General features: G+C 64.2%; 22 protein-coding genes and 1 pseudogene. 12 read left to right on the forward strand and 11 right to left on the reverse strand.

Annotated features, from left to right (window positions below):
* Positions 1-852 carry a metallophosphoesterase family protein gene (locus OIE40_RS11270; RefSeq protein ID WP_264701734.1) on the forward strand — a complete coding sequence of 284 codons (852 nt, stop codon included), beginning with the start codon at positions 1-3 and terminating at the stop codon, positions 850-852.
* 145 nt (positions 853-997) lie between these two features.
* Here the strand turns inward: OIE40_RS11270 and OIE40_RS11275 are convergent.
* Positions 998-1,724: pseudogene (locus tag OIE40_RS11275) on the reverse strand (transposase); the annotation flags it as partial.
* A 176-nt stretch (positions 1,725-1,900) separates the two neighbouring features.
* Here OIE40_RS11275 and OIE40_RS11280 point away from each other — a divergent pair.
* Positions 1,901-2,065: a hypothetical protein gene (locus OIE40_RS11280; protein WP_264701733.1), complete on the forward strand. Its 165-nt coding sequence runs from the start codon at positions 1,901-1,903 to the stop codon at positions 2,063-2,065.
* Between the two features lie 291 nt (positions 2,066-2,356).
* Here OIE40_RS11280 and OIE40_RS11285 read toward each other — a convergent pair whose 3' ends face one another.
* Positions 2,357-2,668, reverse strand: a complete 312-nt coding sequence (locus tag OIE40_RS11285) for a putative quinol monooxygenase (protein WP_027020518.1) — start codon at positions 2,666-2,668, stop codon at positions 2,357-2,359.
* A 107-nt stretch (positions 2,669-2,775) separates the two neighbouring features.
* Here OIE40_RS11285 and OIE40_RS11290 point away from each other — a divergent pair, with 107 nt between their 5' ends.
* Complete coding sequence (locus tag OIE40_RS11290) at positions 2,776-3,717, forward strand: GlxA family transcriptional regulator (RefSeq protein WP_264701732.1); 942 nt, start codon at positions 2,776-2,778, stop codon at positions 3,715-3,717.
* A gap of 450 nt (positions 3,718-4,167) precedes the next feature.
* Positions 4,168-4,995: a GIY-YIG nuclease family protein gene (locus OIE40_RS11295; protein ID WP_264701731.1), complete on the forward strand. Its 828-nt coding sequence runs from the start codon at positions 4,168-4,170 to the stop codon at positions 4,993-4,995.
* A gap of 237 nt (positions 4,996-5,232) precedes the next feature.
* Here OIE40_RS11295 and OIE40_RS11300 read toward each other — a convergent pair whose 3' ends face one another.
* Positions 5,233-5,940, reverse strand: coding sequence for a TetR/AcrR family transcriptional regulator (locus OIE40_RS11300; RefSeq protein ID WP_264701730.1), 708 nt, complete (start codon positions 5,938-5,940; stop codon positions 5,233-5,235).
* 47 nt (positions 5,941-5,987) lie between these two features.
* On the opposite strand from OIE40_RS11300, the gene OIE40_RS11305 reads away from it, so the two are divergent.
* From OIE40_RS11305 to OIE40_RS11315, 3 genes are all read left to right on the forward strand, one after another.
* A complete protein-coding gene (locus OIE40_RS11305) occupies positions 5,988-6,782 on the forward strand; it encodes an alpha/beta fold hydrolase (RefSeq protein ID WP_264701729.1) in 795 nt (264 codons plus the stop codon).
* A gap of 213 nt (positions 6,783-6,995) precedes the next feature.
* Positions 6,996-8,132, forward strand: coding sequence for a hypothetical protein (locus OIE40_RS11310; protein ID WP_264701728.1), 1,137 nt, complete (start codon positions 6,996-6,998; stop codon positions 8,130-8,132).
* Between the two features lie 183 nt (positions 8,133-8,315).
* Positions 8,316-8,615: a hypothetical protein gene (locus tag OIE40_RS11315; protein WP_264701727.1), complete on the forward strand. Its 300-nt coding sequence runs from the start codon at positions 8,316-8,318 to the stop codon at positions 8,613-8,615.
* 14 nt (positions 8,616-8,629) lie between these two features.
* Here the strand turns inward: OIE40_RS11315 and OIE40_RS11320 are convergent, their stop codons facing one another.
* Positions 8,630-9,493, reverse strand: coding sequence for a hypothetical protein (locus tag OIE40_RS11320; protein ID WP_264701726.1), 864 nt, complete (start codon positions 9,491-9,493; stop codon positions 8,630-8,632).
* A 310-nt stretch (positions 9,494-9,803) separates the two neighbouring features.
* Here OIE40_RS11320 and OIE40_RS11325 point away from each other — a divergent pair, with 310 nt between their 5' ends.
* Positions 9,804-10,160 carry a hypothetical protein gene (locus OIE40_RS11325; RefSeq protein WP_264701725.1) on the forward strand — a complete coding sequence of 119 codons (357 nt, stop codon included), beginning with the start codon at positions 9,804-9,806 and terminating at the stop codon, positions 10,158-10,160.
* Between the two features lie 50 nt (positions 10,161-10,210).
* Positions 10,211-10,714: a hypothetical protein gene (locus tag OIE40_RS11330; RefSeq protein WP_264701724.1), complete on the forward strand. Its 504-nt coding sequence runs from the start codon at positions 10,211-10,213 to the stop codon at positions 10,712-10,714.
* Positions 10,715-10,805: 91 nt separating this feature from the next.
* On the opposite strand, the gene OIE40_RS11335 is transcribed toward OIE40_RS11330, so the two are convergent.
* From OIE40_RS11335 to OIE40_RS11345, 3 genes are all read right to left on the reverse strand, one after another.
* Entirely contained in the window at positions 10,806-11,348 is a 543-nt protein-coding gene (locus OIE40_RS11335) for a hypothetical protein (protein WP_264702360.1), read from the reverse strand.
* 468 nt (positions 11,349-11,816) lie between these two features.
* Complete coding sequence (locus tag OIE40_RS11340) at positions 11,817-12,929, reverse strand: EcsC family protein (RefSeq protein WP_264702361.1); 1,113 nt, start codon at positions 12,927-12,929, stop codon at positions 11,817-11,819.
* 264 nt (positions 12,930-13,193) lie between these two features.
* A complete protein-coding gene (locus OIE40_RS11345; RefSeq protein WP_264702362.1) occupies positions 13,194-14,000 on the reverse strand; it encodes a serine/threonine-protein kinase in 807 nt (268 codons plus the stop codon).
* A 154-nt stretch (positions 14,001-14,154) separates the two neighbouring features.
* Between OIE40_RS11345 and OIE40_RS11350 the strand changes: the two genes are divergently transcribed.
* The 3 genes from OIE40_RS11350 (at position 14,155) to OIE40_RS11360 (ending at position 15,529) form a co-directional block, all read left to right on the forward strand.
* Positions 14,155-14,358, forward strand: coding sequence for a type II toxin -antitoxin system TacA 1-like antitoxin (locus OIE40_RS11350; RefSeq protein WP_264702363.1), 204 nt, complete (start codon positions 14,155-14,157; stop codon positions 14,356-14,358).
* Positions 14,355-14,717: a type II toxin-antitoxin system death-on-curing family toxin gene (locus tag OIE40_RS11355; protein ID WP_264702364.1), complete on the forward strand. Its 363-nt coding sequence runs from the start codon at positions 14,355-14,357 to the stop codon at positions 14,715-14,717. The genes OIE40_RS11350 and OIE40_RS11355 overlap by 4 nt, the downstream gene beginning before the upstream one ends.
* Positions 14,718-15,010: 293 nt before the next feature.
* Positions 15,011-15,529, forward strand: coding sequence for a hypothetical protein (locus OIE40_RS11360; protein ID WP_264702365.1), 519 nt, complete (start codon positions 15,011-15,013; stop codon positions 15,527-15,529).
* 248 nt (positions 15,530-15,777) lie between these two features.
* Here OIE40_RS11360 and OIE40_RS11365 read toward each other — a convergent pair whose 3' ends face one another.
* The 4 genes from OIE40_RS11365 to OIE40_RS11380 form a co-directional block, all read right to left on the reverse strand.
* Positions 15,778-16,314, reverse strand: a complete 537-nt coding sequence (locus OIE40_RS11365) for a hypothetical protein (RefSeq protein ID WP_264702367.1) — start codon at positions 16,312-16,314, stop codon at positions 15,778-15,780.
* 970 nt (positions 16,315-17,284) lie between these two features.
* Complete coding sequence (locus OIE40_RS11370) at positions 17,285-17,692, reverse strand: hypothetical protein (protein WP_264702368.1); 408 nt, start codon at positions 17,690-17,692, stop codon at positions 17,285-17,287.
* Between the two features lie 781 nt (positions 17,693-18,473).
* Entirely contained in the window at positions 18,474-20,747 is a 2,274-nt protein-coding gene (locus OIE40_RS11375) for a hypothetical protein (RefSeq protein ID WP_264702369.1), read from the reverse strand.
* Positions 20,748-21,195: 448 nt separating this feature from the next.
* Positions 21,196-22,347, reverse strand: a complete 1,152-nt coding sequence (locus OIE40_RS11380) for a tyrosine-type recombinase/integrase (protein ID WP_483403793.1) — start codon at positions 22,345-22,347, stop codon at positions 21,196-21,198.
* Positions 22,348-22,463: the final 116 nt, after the last annotated feature.

Consider the following 22,463-nt stretch of genomic DNA (forward strand, 5'->3'; position numbering starts at 1 on the left):
GTGTCGGTGCTGCTGAGTAGCGTCGGTCACAAGCTTCTTCGATCCCGGGAGAAACCCATGACTGATCCGGAACGCATCCTCCTCGCGGGCGACCTGCACATGAACACGCGCGCCGCCCACGAGGTGATCGACCACGCTCAAGCCGTCGACGCCGACCTGATCCTTCAAGTCGGCGACTTCGGCTACTGGCCACGCGCCGAGCACCGGGCCGGTGTCGAGTACCTCACCCTCGTCGATGACGCGTTAGCGTCAGCCGGCCTTGAACTCTGGTTCGTGCCCGGCAACCACGAGGACTGGCCAGAGCTCGCGAAGCTGCCGATCGGCCGCGATGGCCGGAGAGCCGTCGGAGCGCGCATCTTCGAACTTCCCGCCGGGTACCGCTGGACGTGGGGTTCAACTCGGTGGCTCGCCGTCGGCGGCGCTCCGTCGGTCGACAAGCACTTACGCACAGAGGGGGTCGAGTGGTTCCCAGAGGAGGAGTTGACCGAACCCCAAGCCGCCGCGATCATCGACGCCGGTCGCGCAGACGTGGTGGTAGCCCACGACGCACCGATGGCGACCCCGTTCCTTCGCGAGCGCCTGCAGCAACACGTTCCTCCCCCGCTCCGCCGCAACTGGTGGCCACTCGAGGCCGTCGTCCGTGCGGATGCCCACCAGGAACGCATGCGCCGCATCCTCGACGGCGTGCAGGCGTCCCGCTGGTTCCACGGGCACCACCACGTCCGGTACTCGTCGACCATCGAAGCCGCTCATGCAGCAGTGCGCGTCGCGGGGTTGGCTTTGGACGGCACACCACCGAACGAGCTCACCCTGCTCGTCGACGCACAGGGCGAGGAGCTCCCACTGCCATGACGCAGTCGTGGAGCAGAGTCAGGGACTGGGCAGACCTCTCGCCAGGGCAGCGCCCAGAAGAGCCACAGCCGTCTGGACGGCAAGGGTCGCCTCGGCTTCGCTCACTGGACGGGCGTCAGGCCGACCGAGGCGCTCAACGGACGGCTCGAACACCTGCGCGGCCGTCCATCGCGACCACCTCGACCGCGTCACGGAAGGCGTCGTCGCGGTCGGCGAGCCAGGTCTTGAACGCCGCCTTCGACCGGCCCTCGACCATGTCCAGCAGCCTTGCTGGGCCGGCGCCATCGCGGACCGGGGTGAGGTCGATGATCACGGTAACGTACTTGTCGCCACGCCTGGTGTGGCGCCAGACGTGCTCATCAGACGCCAACGACCTTCACGCCCTCAAACCGCGTGGGGTCGTTGATCAGCAGCCGCTTGCCTTCAGCCAGGACCGCGTTATTGGCGGTGTCCCACGCGACCCCGAGTCCCTCGGCGACACGGGCGACGGTGAGGTGTGCGACCACGATCCCTTCCAGCGCCCACCGCAGCCCGGTGCGCGAGAGCTTCGCACGTGGCTCCGCCGCGGCGCTGGTGTCTTGGCGCCACACGTGTCCGCAGTCGGCACAGCGGTAGCGGCGCACTACAACTTCCAGCACGGTCGGTCGCCAGCCCAGCGGCTCGTGGGCCAACCGCCGGATCACGGTGTCACGCGCAGCGCCTTCGCTGCCGCACCGTCGGCACCACTGATCTGGTTCCACCACGCGGCACGCGAGGACCGCACGATCCGGTTCAAGTCGTTGTCCGGTCACGCTCAGACCGAGGCCGTCGAGTCGAGCGAAGGCGGTCAGGTCAGGGCGGCCGAAGCCGGCCGGCGGGGTAGCGTCGGACACGTCGAGGTCTTTCGGATGGATGGCGTAGAAACCTCCATCGTCGGGAGACCTCGACGTCTATCTGCGGACCGACGCGCCCGGCCGACCTACACCGTCATCTGAGAAGACCCCTGAAACGTCTTCGACGACGACGGGGCCGGCGAAGAGGAGGGCGCGGTGAGCTAAAGGAATGGAGCATGCTCGGCTTCGACGCCGCCGCAAGCTCCGGTGAAACGGTCGGTACTGGTCGGTCGTCGTCGGTCACCACCGGATGGCGGCGTCCCCCACGCTCGGCGTTTGCGCAGGTCAGCGGCTCGTTCGCCAAGTGGGCGCATCAAGCGATAGACGCAAAGCCGACGTGATGAGGTCGTCGGTTCGATTCCGAAAGGCGGCTCCGGCGAACCGCCCCTGACCTGCGGAAACGCAGGGCAGGGGCGGTTCGGTTCTGGTGGTCGCGCGATGCGCTGGCCTCACGGCTCTGCCCGACACCGACGTCGCTCTCCTCTGCGACGGACCCCTCGCCGGCTGAGCGCTCGCGGCCGGCATCCTGTCCGTGTGCCGATAGGCCTCGCACCGCTCGGCAACGCAGCATGGCGTTGTGTCGCGACCTGGCGGCGGCTCGGCGGGGCGCGATCGTCTCGTGCGTTGGCGGACTACGGGAGCTTGGACGCGAGGACGTCGGCCGCCAGGATCTCGGGTGCTGCGCTGAGGAGGTGCTGGTTGGCCATCAGGGCTGCGACGATGGCGCCGTTGGCGTGGGCGTCGCGAGCGGCCTCGTCGGGGAATGCATCGAAGATCCAGAAGGTGTCGGCGTGGGTCCTGACCGCGAACCAGACAATCGTTCCTACTTCTTCGTTGGCGAGTGCGACAGCGCCGGCGAGCAGATCGGCGAGCGCGTCGTGCTGTCCATCGGCCGCGACGATCTTGGCGACGAAGGCATACGGAAGTGATGCGGGTGTGGACATGAGGGACTCTCCTTGAAATCGGGGTTCTTCGTGGGACGAGTTCAGCGTATGACGAGCGAGGGCCGGTGGGGAGTGGCGTATACGGCAGTATTGCTATTGTTTACGTCATGCGTATCGGACTGATCGCGATCGACGGCTGCTTCGGATCGGCTATCGCGTCGATCATCGACATCGTGCGGGTGGCCGACGGAGCCCGCGGCGATGTCGACCCGCGGATCGACCCGATCGAACTCGCCATCCTCGGACCGAAACGGCGAGTGACCACGACGTCATCGATGACCCTGTCGGTGGACCACCCGCTGTCGGAGTCCGGAGAGTTCGACGTGGTCGTCGTCCCTGCGCTTGGAACCCTTACGGCCGCCGCTACCAACGACGCCCTCCAGAGCCGAGATGCTCGTTCGGTCATCGCCTCGCTCGGGCGCCTCGACGAGGCGACCACCCGGATCGCCGCGGCGTGCACCGGCGTGTTCGCTGTCGCCGAGACCGGACGGATGCATCATCGGCGGGCGACGACCAGCTGGTTCCTGGGGCCGGAGTTCCTGAAGCGCTATCCGACCGTCGCCCTCGATCTCGACACCATGGTCGTGGCCGACGGGAACCTCGTCACCGCCGGCGCCGCGTTCGCCCACATCGACCTCGCGCTCTCACTCGTGCGATCGATCAGCCCCGACCTGGCCCAACATGTCGCCAAGCTCCTCATCATCGACGAGCGCCCGTCGCAGGCGGCCTTCGTCGCCTACGAACATCTCCGGCACGAGGACCCGATCGTCGTCGAGTTCGAACGCTTCGTGCGCGCCCGCCTGGACGAACCGTTCAACGTCGCCTTCGTCGCGCAGTCGCTCGGCACCAGCCGGCGCACCCTCGAACGACGAGTCCGTGCGGCGCTCAACCTCACTCCGCTCGGCTTCGTCCAACGGCTTCGCATCGAACGAGCTCGGCACCTCTCAGCAACCACGGACCTCACCTCCGCCGAGATCGCGCTACGGGTCGGCTACGCGAACGCCGAGACTCTGCGCTCCCTCCTGCGTAGGGAGCGACGCCGTTCCTGACCTATCGCCATGCCTGTAGCCGGTGTGCTAGTGCTCGACTGGAACCACCTCTCAGCACGTCGCGTCGACGCTCCTGCGTCGCCCCCTGGACGACCCACTCGACACGCCCGCAGCACAGGCCATGTGACGTGTCCCGGCTTCCCGGACGGTCGGGGTTGGGTGGCTGTGATGTCGCTGCGTTCTCGTCGAGGGGGTCAGCAGACTCGATCAGGGTCGATTGGGATGAGACGCGAAGGCGGTCAGGTCAGGGCGGCCGAAGCCGGCCGGCGCGGTAGCGTCGGTCACGTCGAGGTCTTTCGGATGGATGGCGTAGGAACCTCCATCGTCGGGAGATCTCGACGTCTATCTGCGGACCGACGCGCCTGGCCGACCTACACCCTCATCTGGGAAGAGCCCCTAACGCGTTGCTTGGATCAATCAAGCTGCAGTCCTGGGTCTTATGGTCAGTACATGGAGATCATCCCGCTAACCGCACTCCTTCCCGCAGACCTAGACCCGTCAGCGTTCAAGGTCCACTTCGCTGTGTGGAATGGCATCACTCAGCCCATGGATGCCCTCGCCAGCAGTCAGGAACAGTGGCAGGCCTGGCAAATGTGGCGCGGCGCAAAGGACGACTTCAACCGCGACTTCATTTTCTCGCTAGCCCAGGACAAGAACGACCTGACGCTGTGGCTGTTCGGCGGGATCTGGAAAGTCCTGGAACGCCGACCCGAACCTAGAGCCGACTCGTACACCGTCGAGCTCCGTGAGGACCTGATGGGGCCGTTCATCCGTCGGCTCATTATCCGCCACAAACTGGTGGGCAGGAACCGACGGCGATCGATGGAAACGGTCCTCCCCGCGATGAGCGTCTCCTCAATCCTCGAGGAACCCTTCGCCGGTGAACCCTTTCCGGGGCACGACCGAATCAACCACAGCCTCTCTGACCTGCAGGCAGTCGTTGCTCAGGCCCGCGCCGATTGGCGGATCGCACTCGAAAGCATGAAGGGCGTCTACGTCATCCACGACAAGGAGACCGGACAGCGCTACGTCGGTTCCGCCTACGGCGATACCGGCATCTGGCATCGCTGGGCGACGTACGCAACCACACTCCATGGCGGCAACGTCGGCCTGCGCGAACTCGTTGAGGCCAAGGGCGAGGAGTACTACCGCACCAACATGCGGTTCGCGCTCCTCGAGTACTGGTCTATGCGGACCGACGACGCCCACGTCCTCGAGCGAGAGAGCTATTGGAAGGAAGTGCTCCACGCACGATCGCTCGGCCACAACAAGAACTGAGCAGAAACGTCGCTGACGCCCACAATCAGTACCGACGCTGACCACATCCCCTGGAGTTCTTCGAGCCATCGCCCTCCAGGTCTGCTCGCTTCTGGTATGAGCCTGGGATTGAATACATCCCGCAGCCGAAGGTCGCGACCGGCTCGCGCGAAGAGCGGCAGATGCGGATGTCTCGGACCGAGGGCCCGCGCGGCGTGGGGGCTGCGGCCGTTGGTGTTCCCGGCGATGTCGGCTGTCCTAGGTCCTGGATCTCCCTCGGGCTTTTTTCCCGGCGTTGAGGAGGCGGGTCGCGGTGGGTTCGGGCAGGTTATTGGTGGTTGCTTCCAGTGCTCGGGCGACGGTGTCTGCCATGAGTTGGGCGAGGGTGTCGTCGTCGACGCTGTGGGCGGGCGGGATCAGCGATCGCGTCATGAGGAACCCGGCCAGGACTCCGGTGACGATGTGGATCTGTTCGCTGGTTGACTGGTCGGTGCGGATCTCTCCCCGCTCTCGAAGGTCGTAGAGGAAGTCGGCGAAGGAGGCGATCCGGTCCTGGTAGATGATCGATGGCGGCAGCCGCTTGAGTTGTTTACCCCAGATGGCGCTGTTCTCGACCAGGACCGCGACCAGCAAAGGGCGCTCCAGCAAAGCTCGTGCAGACTCCCTGATCAGGGCTTGCACTGTCCTCGGCGCAGCGTCGCTGACCTGAGTGGCGAGCGAGTCCTGTTCCCGGTGGACGAGGTCGAGGAAGAGCTCCTCGCGGGTGGACCAATGCTCGTACAGGGTCCCCTTGGAGAGATCCACCGCGCGCGCGATGTGGTCCATCGAGATCGCGTCATAGCCGTGCTCGAGGACCAGGTCGGCGGCGGCGTCGAGGATCCGCTGGCTACGCGACTGGAGCGCATCGACACTCAGCGGTGGGCGCCCCCGGCCCCGCACTGGTTTTTTGACAGCAGTTCCTTCCATTGTCAGAATAATAGCGGAGTGGGCCCGCCGGAACCGAGGAGGCACCGATGACAGGTCACGAAACATGTGTGGAGCGACACGGCTCGACGATCCACATGTGGTCCACGGGGTCGCGAACCGATCCGGCCGTCGTGCTCACCCACGGCGCGGCGATGGACCATCATTCGTTCGACCCACAGATCGACGCCCTGGTCGAGGCCGGCTTCCGTGTACTCACCTGGGACCTACGCGGACACGGCGCCTCCCAACCCATGGGTGACTCGTTCGACCTCGATATCGCCGTCGATGACCTGCTCGCCGTGATGGACACCGGCGAGGCCCCGACCGCGTTCCTGGTTGGGCACTCTTTCGGCGGCTACATCGTTCAGGGCGCCGCCGCGAAGGCCCCACAACGGGTCCGCGGCCTCGTCGTCGAGGGATGCACAGACCTCAGCGCCAAACCCTCCGCCCTGCTCGCCCTGCTCGCCAAGTTCGCACCAGGCCGGGTCGCGCGCATGCCCCTTGAAAGAATGCGAGCCGAGTCGGTCAAGGCGATCAGCAGCCGCCCCGACGTCACAGCCCAGGCCCTCGAGGCCACGGGCGCACTGACTCGAGACGCCTACACACAAGTGATCATGGCCGGGCTCGATTGCCTCACCCGCGATTCCGGACTCGGGGACAACTACCAGCTCCCCTGCCCAACTCTGATCACCTACGGACAACTCGACAAGGCCAACGGCGGCATCTTCCCCAAGTCAGCAAAGCCTTGGGCAGCCCGCCAACCCTACGCCGAGCAGACAGAGATTCCCAGGCCGGGCACACCGCCCACCAGGACAACCCCGAAGCATTCAACACGATCCTGACCGGGTTCCTCAGCCACGCCGCCACACCCGCCTGAGCGATCGAAGACAAGACCGGCGCACCGCGGCATGAGCGTATGGGCCCGGGGGCCCTCAACTGGCTTCGTCGCCGGTATGTGGCGGCATGGATCGGGGGTCCGGCGGCGGCACTCTCGAGTGGCAGGCACGTAGGACTGCTCCTGAAAGCTCCATCTCAAGTGGGAGGATCCGTCAGAGATGAAAAGCGAGGAGGGTGCTGGAATGATGCCACCGAAGTTCGCCTCCAGCGTCACTAGGGCTCTAGGAGTCGATAGGGTGCAGGATCTCGTCGACCTATCGCTGCGCGCCCAAGAACTGACAGCCACGGTGGGGGACGAGTGGTGCACAGAGTTCTGGGTTGCACCAATGACGCCCGCGCAGGCTGAGGGGTGGCGGCGATCGGCAATCGAGCTTCGCGAGACTTGGTCGTTTGTGAATCTCAAGAGCGGTGGGGTCCTTGCAGTGGATGAAGTCCCAGACCACGCCCTCTCCCAGCCAGTTGCCGCCGTGACCTATCCCGCTCTCCTCAGCCAGCTGTGTGCTTGGTGGCTATTCCATGCTTGGAGAGGTGCAGATCTCGTAACGGACGCAGTCTCCGGGATTGCCTCATGGCGCTTGACTACCGCACCCTTGGCGGCGAGGGCCCTGATCGAGCAAGTGGGTTGTCTATTGCATGAGTGCAGGTCTCTATTCAACGCATGGGCTGATGCCAAGGCTGGGCGTGCGGGGAGCGCAGCACGGGCTGAAATGGTGAGATCTAAGATGACGCCTGTTCTGGTGAAGACATCCATGGGGACCCGTATCAGCGGCTCTCCAGAAAGACTACAGGCGCCCAATGTTCTCACTTACGTGAAGAGGCTTGAAAAGATGACCGGGGAGAAGCGCTACAGCAAATGGTACGACTGGCTTTCCGATGCATCACATCCAGCATTCGCCGCAAGGATCGCGTCTAGTAGCGAAGCGATGGTCCACGAGACGGGGGCATTGGCCTTTCGGTTTGTCGCGAAGGGTCCATTGTCGAGTGCTCCGCTAGATAATACCGGAAAAGCGATCGCCGACCGGATCCGGCCGCAGTTCAACGAAGTGGCTGCGCACATAGCTGACTCAACAGCCGCGGCAGCTAAGACTTACTTCGAGGCTTTGATCCAAGCCCGGCAGCTGGTAGACGACTTTGCTATCACAACCCGCGCTGGCGCCCTGACGCAACGCCACCTGTGGCCTGCACCACTCCCAGCCAGAACCGGTCACCCATGCCCCTGTGGATGCAATAGACGTGACGGGGGCATTCACCGCTGGGGACAGCCCACTCCTGTCTTGAACCTCTTGGGGTCGTAAAGCAGTGCACGCTCACCTGTACCCGTTGATATCCGGTCATTGCCGCCCCCCGTAGTAGCCGTGACCTTCCCGCGCGGGCGGCGGACGCGGTCGTGCGCTCGGGAACCGAAACCAGAGGCTGGCCTTGCACACGCTGCGCGGCATGAGCGCGCGAGTGAGCGGCACCGCAATAGTCTGACTCTCGTGACAGACGGACTTCTCCGGGCGACGGCGCTGCGCTGGACGAGTGATGACTTCCCGGGCTGGGTCGAGGTCGTTGTTGAGGACGCGGGAGGTCGAGCGCACCACATCGTTGAGAAGCTCCCGGTCCTCACGGTGCATGAACTCAGCGCCGACTCGGTCTTCCCGGTTGAGATTTGGCTACGGGGAGAGATGGAGGGGCCCGACGCCGAGGAAGTCACCCTCACCTTGGACCATGGAGTGGAGACCGTCGCCGGCCTTCGGCGGCTTACTGTTTTGACCCAGAACGTGCGCTGGCTTTAGTTCGACGCGCAGCGTCATTGCGGTTGTGCGGTCGATTCCGTTGCTGACGAGGCTTCGTACCCAAATAGCGCGGTCAACCGCGCCATCTCGCTGCCATCGACGATGTGACCTTCAGGGACACCACCTCCGCGCACGAATCTGACCACGTCTCGGGGCAGCGGCCTGAGTCGCTGCAAAGCGCCACCGGCCGGCGGCGTGTGGAGGAGTTCCCAGGCGTGCCCCGAGGCCACAAGTGGGTGTTCGATCGTGACTCCGGGAGAAGAGACCGCGGTAACGGCCATCCCCGGGGTGGCAAGCGACAGTACGTGACAGTCGGCGATCGTGCCATCGTCCATGAATACGTGCGCAGGGACGACGAGTTCGTGTCGAGTCCCGGCCTTCTTGAAGTCGGCCCGGTGAATGAATACCGACACGTGGTCGGGAATGCCGTTGCCGTCGGTCAGCCACCGCACATCGGGCGCGGATTCGAAATGCCACCGGACGAGCTTCTGCAGGCGAGGGTTCTCCAATGTCGAGTCGGGATGGCCAACGAGGAGGAGAACCTTGGCCCACCACAGCCCGACCGCTCGCCAGTCCTCTCGGGTGCACTCCCCTCGCCACCCGTTGAGCGCGAGTGGCCCGACGACCGGCTTTGCGGGCTCTTCGATCGTCATGTTCATGCTTTGGTTGCAGGCGTAACAGATCCCGAGCATCACCCGCTGTCGCTGGCTCCCCTTGATCTGGGTGCGGTCGCGTGTCAGGAGCGGCACGCCGTTGAGTGACCATCCGAGTGGCGGGGCTCCATGCCGGTCCATCCGCTGCAGGAACCAATTCGACCACACGTGCTCGCGGGTGCGAGTGGCTGCGCTTCGGCAGATCGCGCATACGGCGGTCGACATGTCCCAGAGGCTACGCACCGACCCGTCCGATTGCAGGGGGATCGCTGGCTCTTGCCTTCTCTCGGATGTCAGGCGGAGGGTCCAAGCCATTGGACAGTCGGTTGGGTAGGTTGCCCGTGTGGGCGGCTACCCTGAACCAGCGCTACCCGCATCTCGGCTACTTGTCGACCGCGCGGACGGCATAATCGGATGGTCTTGGTGCCTTCAGCGAGAGGCGGTAGGTGCTCACGCACCACTTCTCGGGAAGTAGACCCGGGGGGGCATGCTGCGCGGCACCCGGGTGGCAGAGTGGCGGGCATAATGTGCGGTCATGCGATTCCAGCTCAACGGCGAGACCTTCGACGTAGACCCGGATGTCGCTCGCTCTCGAATCCTGATGTCGGTTCCGGACCCTGTTCGCACACATTGGGTCGAGATCGACGGACGCCGCTGGCCGGCCAAGCAGGCGTTCGAGGCGGCGACCGGGATCAGGCGGTCGGAGTACATCTCCCACACGGCCGTGCGGCTGTTGGCACGGCTGGGATTCCACACCAGCGAGATCCCCGGGCCAGATGCTGCATTCCCCACCCCAACCCCGCCGCGGCCGCAACTACGACCGGCCATCACACCGTCCGAGGCCGCCGAGGCGTTCGCAACCCTCGACACCTTCCTCCAGCGTCAGCCCTGACCCGAGCGGTCAGCAACCTCGAGGCCGCCTTGGCCGGCGCGGACCAGGTAATGGCCACTCATGTCGCGCACAACACTGACTTCGATTACACGGTCATTGACTCCGCTCTGATCGTCCGCGAACGCGTCGGTGTCCTCGACTCTTTGATCCATGCCGCGGTAATCACCCAGACCCTCCCGCTGCTGCTGGAGGAGGGCGAGCAGCTCCTCAAGCGACCCTCTCTCGCGGCAGGCAACGATCCGCAACGGATCTTCGATCTCGAAACGAACCTGCGAGTCGCCGAGTTCAAAGTCGCCCAGTGGAAGGGCGCCGACAGTCTCCGCCAACGCGGCCTCGTCGCCGACCTCGTCGGCCTCGCGATGGACTCGACAGGTCGTCGGCGGCAACTCTTCGTCGTGGGCGACCTTCCCAAACACTTCCTTCAGACAAGCAAACGCCCGGTGGTCAACCTCCTTTCGAAGTCCGCATTGAGGCTGCGAACCTCGGAGATCATTAGTCCCGAGACCACGGTGGCCAAGTTCACGCATGACTCCGACGTGGAGATCATCGACTAGCGCGGTGGTTTCCCCGCCTGAATCGCTAGAACCATGCGGAGCGCGCAGACGGCGGCATGAGCGGATGCCCGCCGAGCCTGAGCCAAGCGGTTCAGCCCAGGAGTTCGGGATGCAACCGCAACCATACAAACGTGGCCAGTGGGATGATGGCCAGTGTAATAGCCAGAACTCGAAGCAACCAGTGGGACTTGGTCCTTCGGAATGCTAACCACCAACACATCTGCATCACCGCGCACAAGAGGATCAACAGCACTCCGGGCCACGGCTCGCCCGCTTGGTAGTCGTAGCAGCAGTCCGGCGCGTTTTCAGGCCCTCGTTGGTTGATCCAGGTGACCCATATCCAGAAGGACGCGTTGGCCAGTGGGAACCAACCGGCCGCGGCGAGTATCGACCACCATTCACGACCTCTCGCGCCCAGGACATCCAGGGATGCCGCCGTCACTAGGCAGCCGAAAAGGAAGCTGGCGGGAACCGACATCACGAGGATGAAGTAATGCGGCGGCTCGCTGGCGCGCCAAATCGGCGCCACCGTGGTCAGGTAGAAAGCTGCGCCAATGATCGTTCCCGCCAACAAAACTATGACCACGTCGTGGCGTCGCGCGCGAATCGGCGAGACAGACGACGTTTGTGGCACCTGTCCATTGTGCGTGGACCAGGCAAGCACCTTGGGTCGAGAGGTCGCCCTCGACGACTCCACGGCACTTCGAAGAGCGGATCCAGGTGCGGCAAATGAGGGCGGTTGTGCTCGGGTGACCGGCAGCCGGAAGGCTACCCTCACACACCGCGGCAGATGAGGTCGCGGCCGGGCAGCCGTGAGGCTACCGTCCGCGGCGCGGCAGAAGCGTGCGTTGGGCGAGGCTCAGCCTGTGGGTGCGGTGATGTTGTTGCGAGGCGGCATCATGCCGTGCGGTTGACAGTGGGTGTATTGAGGGATGCCCTCCTTAGAAGCCCACTCGCACCGCCATGGCTGCCAATTTGGCGAGCTCACCAGCCCTGATGTTTCCAATCGCTTCATTGTTGATGTTCGAAGCTGCCATACCTGGCTCCTCGACTGGAGCGCCGATTCCGGTCACGGGAATCTGACCGGTTGGGCTTTCCGAGTTCAGCGAAAGTCGGGCCCGCCCGCGTCTGCGAGCTCCTCGAGGACGCTGAACGGTTGGTCGGCGTCGTCTGGGGCATCTGGTCTGATATCGGAGAACCGATCCGACGACTCCCGAGTAGCAAGTTGGGGGTACTTCTCAAGGAGGAAGCGTCGCCTGTACGCAATGTCGGCGGCATCGACGATGGATTCCAAAGTGGTCCAGTTCAGGGTGCCGCCAACCACTATCCCGAACGCCGGAATTGCCTTGCCCAGGCCTTTCTGCGTGAGGCGGAACCCGAACGCCTTTGCGGCCTGATGCGATACCTTAGCGACTACTGACTCGTTTAGGACAGCCCAGGTCTTGCCACGGACGAGGGCTTGAGTGAGCCGCGAAATGTCGGCCATTGCAGCGGTTTTCGCGGCGGAGGACATCGCCGAGCCTGCGTTAACGATGGACATCACAAACAGCTTCTCTGCTGGCTGCTCGGGCTCGTAGCCGTAGTCCAGGGCCACTTGGCCGACGACGCGGGACGACAGTCCAAGAACGATCGCGGCGTCGCCGGCGAAAGCACCGACGATTGCGCCTCCAGAAGGCGCAACTCCCACGCCGGCGGAGGCGGTGACGACGAACTCGCCTCCAGAGATCACCAATCCTGCGCCCGCGCCCGAAAGTGCCGCGAGGGCGGGGTAGTACCAACTCGCTCCGTGCCCGCGCACCTCGTCGATTTGCTCAAGATCGAGGCGGCGAAGGTCTGCCAACGATGCAACCGGGTGGTCGTGTTTCTTGTGACGGGCGACGATCCGATTGGGAGAGAGACCCGCACGCGAGACCCGTCCCACTGTCTTTCGGACAGACGTGAAAGCGGCGCCGCTCCAGTCAGGGAGGGCGTCAGCCGCCCTGTGAAACCCGGACTCGACAACCCGGACGCCCTTGCCGACAAGCTCCTTACCACGCGAAACGACCAACTCGGCCTTAGGGTGCTTCTCCAGGAAATCCGCGGTTCCCACGCCGAATGCGGCCGCTCCATCGGCTGCCTTTTCGCCAACCCACCTCATCCCCTGAGACAGTGGCCGGCCCTGAAATCGCTGGATGGCGTCCCATGCCGCTAGCTCGTACTCCGAGGGGTCTCCCATAGTCGCAGCGTATTGGCCAAGCCCCGCATCATGCACCAGCTCGTGGGAACTCGGGCTCGTCTTGAGCCATCCCGACTAGAAGAAGACACCGCCACGTACAGCGGTCCCGCTCGGAAACAGGCTGAATTGGTCAGGCGCGCAGATCTCCCGCCTGCAACGCCCAACAGCCTGATGGAGAACCAATGGCGGCTGCACAGCGCACCGATCACAGCATGTCAGTGTTGACTGCGAGGGCATTGCCGGTTCGTAGTCGGCCCCCCTTTGTCAGGCTGACGCGCGGCGCCATGCGTCGGCCAGGGCCGCCACCGATGGCCAGCGCCGATTCCGATCGGCTTCGAGCGCGCGTCCCGCGATCGCGAACAGCTCCTCGTCACCGACCCAGGCATCCCGGTCCTTGGTGGCGTCGTCGCCGAGAAAGGTGTGTGCCAAAGCGCCCAAGGCGACCTGGTTGGTGATCTGGTCGATGGTGGCCCCCAACTCGAACTCCTCGGGGGCCATGAACCGGGTGGAGCCCCACATTCGGCCCATCCGGTTGATGATCGGCGCAGGCTCGTAGGAGTCAAGGTCACACAGAGTAACTGCGCCGGTGACCAGATCCACAAGCACCGATCCGTCGTAAAGGTCGACTGCCACCCAGCCGAGCGCGGCGGCGTGGCCGGCAAAGTCATAAATCTGAGCCACGGCGTCGATGCGCTGCTGCAGCGACAGTTCCCGCACTCGGTGCGACTGACCGTACTGGCGGCCCAGTGGCACCGAATCCGTCCAGTCGAAGATCATGGCGAATCCATGATCGAGCTCAACGGCTTCGCGAATGCGTACGAGCGTGGGGTGATCCAGCGTCTGGTACACCCGGACCGCTTCGCGCGCTCGACTGATCGCGTCCGCGGGTACTCCTTCGTAACGCACAGGCTCCGCACCCGCGTACTTAACGAAGAGCCGGCCCTGAGCACCGGTCACACCGAAGCACAGGTTGCCCGAGTCTTGATCGTCAAGCACCCAGAACGCCGTGCCCCAGCGGGCCAAGAACGACAGATCATGTGGTGCCTTGAGCCGAACGGTCACATCGTCCACCGTGCAGCTAATCATGACCTGCACGATAACCCCACAGAAACGAACCGGGCTCGGCGCGGTTGCGGCTCCGATCAGTCAGCCACGTCCAGACAACAAAGCCCGCCCACATCGATCGCGATATGATCGTGCGATATCAGACTGGTATCATCCAGCCATGGCGATGACTCTGCGGCTGACTCCCGAAGATGAGCAGGCGCTCACCCAGTTGGCTGAGGCCGAGGGTGTGAGCAAGCAGGAGGCGACCGTGCGGGCAATCCACGAGGCGGCATCCCGCCGGCTGCGCCGCGACAAGCTCACCGAGTTGTCGACCGCGGCTAGGGATCGCTACGCCAACCTGCTCGACCGACTCGGCCAGTGATTGAGTACCTCTCCCTGGAAGACGTCCTGAGTCTCATCGAGGACCTGCGAGTGGGGCCGATCCGGGACATCGGCCTGCTCGACTCGGCAGTGCACCGGCCCCAGGTCAGCGTGTTCGGTGAGGATGCCTACCCCGGGATGGACGACAAGGCGGCAGTCCTGTTGGAATCGCTGGTCCGTAACCAGGCCCTGGTCGACGGAAACAAGCGGATCGGCTGGTTGGCCACTGTCGTGTTCTACGGCCTCAACGGCATCACCCTCGAAGCCCCCGACGACGACGCCTACGACCTAGTCATCGCGCTTGCGAGCGGCACCACGACCTACCAGCGAGCGGCCGAGCTCCTCGCGAAATGGCACTAGCTGACAGCGGCAGATGCGCGCCTTTGTTCTGCGGCCGAAGCGCAGCTCGGCCGCCCGAGACGTCCCCGTTGGATCGCATTGTCCGACCCGCCTGAGACGCTTGTGCCATGGATCCGACTCTGTTGGCTTCGATCGTTGCAGCCGTGAGCGCGGTGGCTGCCGCCGCGGGCGCCCTGATTGCCGTGCCTTTCACGGCTCGCGCGGCCAATGCCGCATGAGCTCAGACTCAGCTACAGCGCGAACTCGCGCAAGCGCAAGCCCAACCGTATGTATGGGCTGACATCCAGCCAGACATGAAACAGGGCACGCTTCTGCAGATCGTGGTCGCCAACTCCGGCCCAACGATGGCGCAGAACGTGCAGGTCATCATCGATCCGCCGCTTCAACCTGAGGCGCAGTTCCCGGGCGCCGTCGAGGCTGCACAGCGGAGGCTGGCTGAAGGGATCCGGTCGCTCGCGCCAGGCAGGCGGATTGAGTGGTCGGCGGGCAGGGGCTTCGACGTTCTCGGTGATGACTCTCCCCATGTGCACAAGATCACTGTTACCGCCGACGGCCCCCACGGGCCAATCACCCCACTCGTATTCGAGGTGAACCTCTCGGATTGGCGGGAGGGTCGGGATGCGCCGGATGGGTCACTGCACCTTGTCCGGACATCAATCACGGATCTGACTAAGGAGCTGAAGAGGGCCGGCGAACGAGCGGCAAGAGCCAGCCAGCCGCCAATGGTGCTCGAACCTCGAACCGTGGACGGTACGACACATAGTGACGGGATCGTGATTCTTCAGCCCGCGAACGAACGATCAGACTCCTAAGCGATGATCTAGAGCTCCAGAGTGTCGACCCGGTCAAGACAGACCCGAACAGCGGCCTTACGAGACGCGGCCGGGGGCATGTGCGGACGTATCTCCGACGCCGGGTGGGGCGACCCTTAGGGGAGTGTTGCAGCGCAGACGATCTTGCCCGGGTCGAGTCGCCGGCTCGGGCAAGAGATCGCTGAGCTTGCCGATCGAGCACGGCCGTTGTGCTGCCGGTTGAGCCATCCCCGAGCGCCCGAACCGGCCTAGAGTGCGCGCAGCTTGTCCAATACCGCAACCAGCGGGTCCGGGCGAGTGCTGAAGCTGAGAAGCGCCAGCCCGCGCGAGCGCTTTTCCTCAAGTGAGGTGACCACGTTGCCGAGGCGCAGCGGGTAGTAGGCGACGGGGATGGAATCGCCAAGGGGCTGGGGCTCGTCGTCGAAGTGCGACTCCACGGCTGTGGCAGCGCACTCGTCCAGTGAGTACTCGGGCTGCAGGATGTCGGCCATCACGCTCAGCCAATAGCCGTTCGCACGCATAATTCGCTTACTGGGCATGTCATCCCAGTCTTCCCAGTCATAGCCGTCGACAACCGACTTGGTGAACTCCGGAGGGAACGGCTCTTCCTCGATGAACCACCCGTCGGAAGCGAGCACCTCGCCGGTCTGGACAACCAGGACCGCGAGGGCCCAACTCTTCTGCTCGGCTCGGGCTAGGACGGCGAGACCGAGCTTGTGGTCGTAGTCGGAATCGCTCAAGCGCTGAGCTATGCCGGCGACCGGGGGCAGAGCCTGTGAAGTCATGCACAAGAACGTACCGACCCTGACCGCGCCACGTCTGCCCGACTCGCCCTCGGTGTGCAGCTGGGGTCCTCGGTTCCGCCCGTCCGGCTCGCCCTTGCCTGACCTGTGGCCGTAACGCCTCAGCCTGCATTCAACTCGCTGGCATCGCCCTTACCAAAGGGCCTGCGCCAAGGCAAAAGCTGATTGACCACCACGGGCCGTTTTCGTGACATACATCTCCGGCACGATTCAGGTTGCGCGAAGGCATCTTTCTCCGAGGTCGCAGGCGTCTGCTGAGCACTCCTGAGGTTAGTGCTAGTCAAGGGCCCTCCAGTTGGACATGGCAGATCATGTGCGGCCAAGCGGTTGATTCGTCATGGGTTCGGTTTCGCCAGAGCTTCAGCGCGCCAGAGCGCCCCTCGCTAGAAGTCCTGCCCGTTCTCCACAGCCCCTGTGGATAGAGCTGTTGGACATGTAGGAGCCCGGATGGAGCATCTAGGTACCTGATCGACGCGACCTGTCTGGAGGAAGCCATGTCACTCCCGCAAGCGATACCCCCGTGAATGCGAGCGCCCCGAGCACCGGGCGCTCTGCCCGGTTTGCTCGCGCCTGGCCGCGAGCGTGGCCCCTGTGCGTCGTGGCGGGGTGCAGGAATCCCACTACGTCTGCGCTAGAGGCCACGGCTGGCAGACAAAGTGGACGCCCACGAGGTAGCTGGGAGTAGACGACGAGGTGCTCGTGGCTGCAGGCAGCGTTACTACGGCAGGCATCGCGGCGCGCCGTCAGAAGAGATGACATGACTTGGCTCGCAACCAGATCGACGGAATGGGGATTGTGTGCTCGAGGTCGAGCATCAGTAGCGGGCCGACGAGAGCGCGAGTTCACTCGCGCGGTTCCGCCATCCAATAACCATGAAGCGTCCGCCACTCACCGCGCCAGAGGCGTGGCACTCTAGCAGCGGGCACGCCGATCCAACCTGGCGAGGTGGCTGCTAGAACCCCAGGCGGAAGTCTTCGATCTTCTGACGGATTACGTCGCCAGGGTCGGATCCGCCCGCGTGAGCTACGAGCATCTGGATTAGGTCATCGTCATTAAGCACAACGATCATCTTCCGGTGGAAGGCCCAGAGCTCGCGTCGGGTGATCTCAGCGCCGGCGTCGAGCGCGGTACGGCACGCGATCATACCGAAGAGCCCGGCGCCGTGTTGGCTCAGGTAGTTGCCGAGCTGAAGCACCTCCCGCTTCTTTACGGCGCCCACGTAGTTCTTCGCGTCGACCACGATGTAGTGAGCTGAGTAGAAGAGAAGCATATGGGCCCAGAAGCCGTCGGAAGCGTAGTTAGGAATGATGATGTCGCGCCGGTTCACCCCGTCACGGGTGGGCGACTCGGTGTAGGGCAACGCGAGAGGAGGACAAAGAGTTGCCTGCAATGCGTCCGACACAAGGATTTGCCACTCGTGCCAAGTTGACCAGCCGGGAGGTACCCTGCGCAGCCGCGCGGCCAGCGACTCGAGAGGCGGCCGAGCCCTCCTCTTCTCGGCGCTACCTGCGACGATCTCCGGCCAAGGTATGTAGGGTGCGGCTGCACGCAATGCTTGCCCGTCGATGAGACGTATGCCACTGTCCTCGACTAGCCGACTGTTCTTGTCCGCCAGAACGCCCGGGATCACCAAGACGAGCAGGGGAGCCGTGGGCTCCTTCGAGCTTCCTCGTGACGCGTGCCGACCGTCTTCAGCTGCTCCACCGCACGGACGAGACGCGGCATTGTGGAGGGCGTCACAGCCTTGACCTCAACGAGGGCCGAGCGGCCATCTTCTAGGGTGAGGACGTAATCCACCTCAAGTCGCTCAGATGTGGCGCGAGAGGAGATTCCACTGATTGGCAGCAGCGACGGGAGCGCTTCTCCAACTTGCCGCTCGAACTCCAGCGCGCGCTCGCCACGAGCGTCAGTCTGGTATTCCTCCCGGGCCATGCATGATTGCTACCAGACCGGTGCCGACAGCGCGAGGGCGAACTTGGCGAGTTGCCTTCAGCCTCGTGGACGGTGCACGGCATGAGCGCAGCCAACTGATGTCGACGCGCCACGCCTGGGGGATCCGCTGAAATGCACGGCACTCACCGAAGATGAGTTGCGGCAGCAAGCGCGCCAGTCTGGCCCGTCCATCTTCTGCTTGGAGCCACTTATCGCCGACCGCCGTGACGACCCCTAAGCCGCTTGGTTCCACGTCTCGCACTCGGAGGAACAGGACGGACCATGTCCTCCAGACTCATCAGCGGTGCAGCCGCAACGGCGGCGTCCATCGCGTCGCTCTGTTCCCAGAGGCGATCGTCGTATCGCATGCCTTGAAGGTTCGCCGCCTTGTCGTACAGCAGCAGCATGCTTCGGCTCGCCTTCGTCTGGTACTTCTTCAGGTCGGTATAGGCAGCTGCGTGCTCAGCGTTGGCGCATTCGGCCCACGCGACAAGCGCCCACGAACCAGCTTCGCTGACGCCATGCACGAACATGCTGTGCTCAGACTTACTTCGCCCCGCCTCGCGACAGCGGTCAAGCAAGCTAGCGCCCATCCTCAGTTGAGCCTCTTCACTCAATGTCACCAGGTCCGCGCCGAACCTCAGCCAACCGGGAGCCTTCCTTGACTCGCTCGCTGCTAGGTACTGATTGATCCAAGGCGCTTCTTCCCGTGACGGCTTCGGTGCAACGGTATCCGACCTGCCCTCGTTCCAGTCGAACCACGCGTCTAGCGGGTCCGTCATGGTCCCGAGGATGACCCTCGGCTGTTCGTTGTATCGCTGCCGCGACGCTCGGGTCGCCGACTTGGCGACTGGTTGTTGCTCTGCGACGTCGTCCGGGTCGGGTTCGAAGTACATCCCGCCGTCTAGGAACCACATGATCATGTCGAGCTCGTCGACACCCGTCACCATGGTGGCCAGCTTCCGCCCGCACCTTCGTCTCACGAAGGTGAGGAACTGCGCGGCGTGGTCGAACACCTGCGACGCCACGATGAGGTCATGCAGCGACACAACCCAGGGCACTGCTTCGGAGTTGATCACGCCATGCACGACCAGTTCATCCAATGAGAGCGACAGCAAGCCGAGGTCGTCCAAGGTCACGACAATCGAATGGACCTCACGCACCTCCGACAAGTCGATCCATCGTCCGTCACCGCCCCACACACCATGGTTGGAGCGGATCAAAGCTGCCAGGCGATCCGCCTGTTCATTCGCCTCCTGCAAAGTCTTGGCTAGGTCACGGTCGAGACGCTGCATGCTCCCCGCGCGGGCCCTATCTGTGATGCTGCCAGCCTTCACCTCGATGCAGAATGCGGCGCCGTCCACGACGAACAGCGCATCGGACTCGACGATCTTCCCGACCGCGCCAGCTGGATCGAAGGACCCCGCCAGTGAATCGATGTCCTTCGGGTCGATTGGCGCCCAGTATTTCTGCTGCTCCCAGCGTGGCTTCTCTCCGTGCAGCAGCTTGGTTATCGCTCTGATTGTGCGGGTCTCGGCGAACGTCGCACGCTGGCGGTCATATGTTGTCCACTTCGGGGATCCGGTGAGAGACCGCTCAAGATCGCGGCGCAGTTCCGGCTCATCCAAGAAACCCTGGAGAAGCAGGTACTCGTCGTCGTCGGAGATGCACCCCCATGGCCGGATTCGATCACCGCGCAGGTACCGGTCGATCATCTCCTTCACATTTGATTCGGGTCTGGTCGTGGCGAAGTAGTCCAGTACGTTGCGGGTGGTGTCCACCGGGAGGCCCGCGTTGGTCGCGAGGTCATTCACCGTTACGCACCCGAAGCGCCTGCACTCGGAGAGCATCGTGACGATCCCCTGCCTGAACTCGTCATTCTCCGACGGGGTGAGCGGCGCCCCTTGCGCGTAGCGTTGAGCGAGATCCCCCACACGGTCACGGGTTCCGAAGAGGCGTGTGTTGAGCAGGTCGACGGCGGCCGTCCGGATGGATCGAATCTCACCGAGAGTGAAGCCCAGTACTTCGCGCAGGATCGCGGCGGTCGCCCCGCGCAGGAGCAAACCGTCGTTCATGTCTGCGGCGATCGACTCGTACTGGCGCCCCCGAACCCGGGCCTCATACCCGGCCAACTTGCCGGCCAGCCTGTCAAGAGCGCGGGCCGACAGCGCGCGTTCAAAGGCTGCGAGATTGCTGGCGTCTTCGGCGATCTGCCCGCCCAACCGAAGAAGTGCGCCGACGTCTGGTTGCGCGAATGGCTCGCCGGTCAGCGGACGACGCGGAAGCCCCATCCCTAGGAGGACGTAGGCGACGACTTCCTGTGCGACAACGTCTGATTCGGGCGGGGCGCCAGTGTCAGCGATCCCGAACTGGTTGTTCAGCTCGGAAGCGAATCGGAGGAAGGCCAGAGTGTCGAAGGCGTCAAAACCCTTCAGGATCTTCTCAAGCTGACGCGATCGTTGTTCAATGCGATCGAGCAGCATCGGAACCACGCTGGAGGGCCCCCCTGCCTCTGCTACTGCGCGACCCAGGTAGTTGTTCGCCCTCGCGATGCTGCGGGCGACACGGCTACCGACCACCTGCAATGTCGGGTCAGGCGGCCGTCTCTTCATCTGCGAGCTCCTCATCTACGGATCACGGTAATGGGAGGCTCCGACAAGACTCGCCCATTTGGCCGGCAGTCAGTGTCGTGTGAGTGCCGCGGACCTCCGCCGCATGGGACGAGCCCACCAAGCAAAGCGACTCCGTCGTGGCCGAGACTGCTGAACAACCCGAAGAGTAAGCCGGGAAGAGCGCAGCCGGGAGATGGGGGGCGGCCCCTCGCCGCACGGCCGGAAGCGGGGTAGCCGACTGACTAGACGCGCTCAACTCGGCAGATCCGGTCGTTGACTCCCCGGCAGCGCAACGTCCCTACCGAACATGTCGTAGCCGTCAGGTGCCGTCGACGAGGCGAGACAGTCGCTCGGCGATTTGTCGGTCTCGATCCTTGGCGGCGTGCTGGTAGAGCTGCGCAGCAACCGACGTCGAGTGCCCCAGCCTCGCTTGCAGCTCCGCTGTGGTCGCTCCCACTTGGGCAGCCAGGGTGGCTCCTGTGTGGCGAAGGTCGTGCCATTTGAGGTCTTCGCGTCCGGCGGCGGCGCGGGCTTTGCTGAAGTAGTTGTTCATCCCGGAGTGCCAGATGTGGCCGCGTCCCTCGCTGGGGAACAGCAGCGCGTCCGGGGCTGGACGGACGTACTCCTTCAGGTGCTCCTCCACAACCGGCCAGATGTGCGGAGGGATGGACACGTCCCGGACGCCGGCGTCCGACTTGGGTGGGCCTACCACCGGGCCGCCCGGCGGAAAGGTCACTGCCCGTCGAACACGGATCAGCTTGCGCTTGACGTCGATGTCCTTGCGGCGCAGCTCGGCCAGCTCGCCGTAGCGAAGCGCGCACCAGGCCGAGATGATCACCGACGCGCGCAACCTCGGCGGCATCGCGTCGGCCATCATCTCGATCTCGGCCGGCGTCGCGGGCTCGACCTTTCGCTTCGTGGCTTGCGCGCCGGCACCCCGGATGTGAACCGGCGAAGCGGCTATCAGCTCATCGTCCACGGCGGTGTTCATGATGGCTCGCAGCAGTCCGTACGCCTTCGCTCTGGTGCGCGGCGCCGTAGATCCGAGCTTGGTGTGCCAGGTCCGGACGTCCGCGCGCGTGATCTGGTCGATCGGACGATCACCGAACGTCGGCGCCAGGTACTTGGCGAGCACCAACTCATAGTCCTTGCGGGTCAGCGCCCGGAGCGGCTCACCCTTGGAGTTGCGACGCTCGGCGATCCACTTCTCGCCGTACTCCCCGAACCTAACCTTGGGTTTGGCCTTTCGACGGGATGCGGCGAGCCGCTCCTCCGGCGAGACCCAGCGCACCTCGTCGGCGATCGCGTCCTCGATCATGCGCTGCTCGTTGCGCAGCCAGACCACGGCCAGGTCCCGCTTCTCGAACGTCGACGGGGCCTTGTGCCTGCCCAGGTCCGGACCGATGTAGCTAGCCTGGTACCTGCCCGAAGGCAGCCTGCGGATGTGCCCGAAGTCGCGCCGTTCAGCCATCAGGGACCCTCATTTCCTGTCGCACGCGTGCGATCCACGTGCGATAAGACAGTGTATCTCTGCCTATTTATGCCCACCAGTGCGTCAGAACGATTATGGTGTTTGGCCTAGTCACT

Origin of the sequence: Micropruina sonneratiae (assembly GCF_025972045.1) — a bacterium.
Taxonomy (GTDB): domain Bacteria; phylum Actinomycetota; class Actinomycetes; order Propionibacteriales; family Propionibacteriaceae; genus Micropruina; species Micropruina sonneratiae.

Bases quoted from the DNA above. Each gene is read 5' to 3' on its own strand.
- OIE40_RS11310 (WP_264701728.1), top strand. From the start codon at position 6,996: ATGAAAAGCGAGGAGGGTGCTGGAATGATGCCACCGAAGTTCGCCTCC.
- OIE40_RS11285 (WP_027020518.1), bottom strand. From the start codon at position 2,668: ATGTCCACACCCGCATCACTTCCGTATGCCTTCGTCGCCAAGATCGTC.
- OIE40_RS11325 (WP_264701725.1), top strand. From the start codon at position 9,804: ATGCGATTCCAGCTCAACGGCGAGACCTTCGACGTAGACCCGGATGTC.
- OIE40_RS11340 (WP_264702361.1), bottom strand. From the start codon at position 12,929: ATGGGAGACCCCTCGGAGTACGAGCTAGCGGCATGGGACGCCATCCAG.
- OIE40_RS11280 (WP_264701733.1), top strand. From the start codon at position 1,901: ATGCTCGGCTTCGACGCCGCCGCAAGCTCCGGTGAAACGGTCGGTACT.
- OIE40_RS11360 (WP_264702365.1), top strand. From the start codon at position 15,011: ATGAAACAGGGCACGCTTCTGCAGATCGTGGTCGCCAACTCCGGCCCA.
- OIE40_RS11350 (WP_264702363.1), top strand. From the start codon at position 14,155: ATGGCGATGACTCTGCGGCTGACTCCCGAAGATGAGCAGGCGCTCACC.
- OIE40_RS11295 (WP_264701731.1), top strand. From the start codon at position 4,168: ATGGAGATCATCCCGCTAACCGCACTCCTTCCCGCAGACCTAGACCCG.
- OIE40_RS11300 (WP_264701730.1), bottom strand. From the start codon at position 5,940: ATGGAAGGAACTGCTGTCAAAAAACCAGTGCGGGGCCGGGGGCGCCCA.
- OIE40_RS11365 (WP_264702367.1), bottom strand. From the start codon at position 16,314: ATGACTTCACAGGCTCTGCCCCCGGTCGCCGGCATAGCTCAGCGCTTG.
- OIE40_RS11380 (WP_483403793.1), bottom strand. From the start codon at position 22,347: ATGGCTGAACGGCGCGACTTCGGGCACATCCGCAGGCTGCCTTCGGGC.
- OIE40_RS11290 (WP_264701732.1), top strand. From the start codon at position 2,776: ATGCGTATCGGACTGATCGCGATCGACGGCTGCTTCGGATCGGCTATC.
- OIE40_RS11305 (WP_264701729.1), top strand. From the start codon at position 5,988: ATGACAGGTCACGAAACATGTGTGGAGCGACACGGCTCGACGATCCAC.
- OIE40_RS11320 (WP_264701726.1), bottom strand. From the start codon at position 9,493: ATGTCGACCGCCGTATGCGCGATCTGCCGAAGCGCAGCCACTCGCACC.
- OIE40_RS11330 (WP_264701724.1), top strand. From the start codon at position 10,211: ATGGCCACTCATGTCGCGCACAACACTGACTTCGATTACACGGTCATT.
- OIE40_RS11375 (WP_264702369.1), bottom strand. From the start codon at position 20,747: ATGCTGCTCGATCGCATTGAACAACGATCGCGTCAGCTTGAGAAGATC.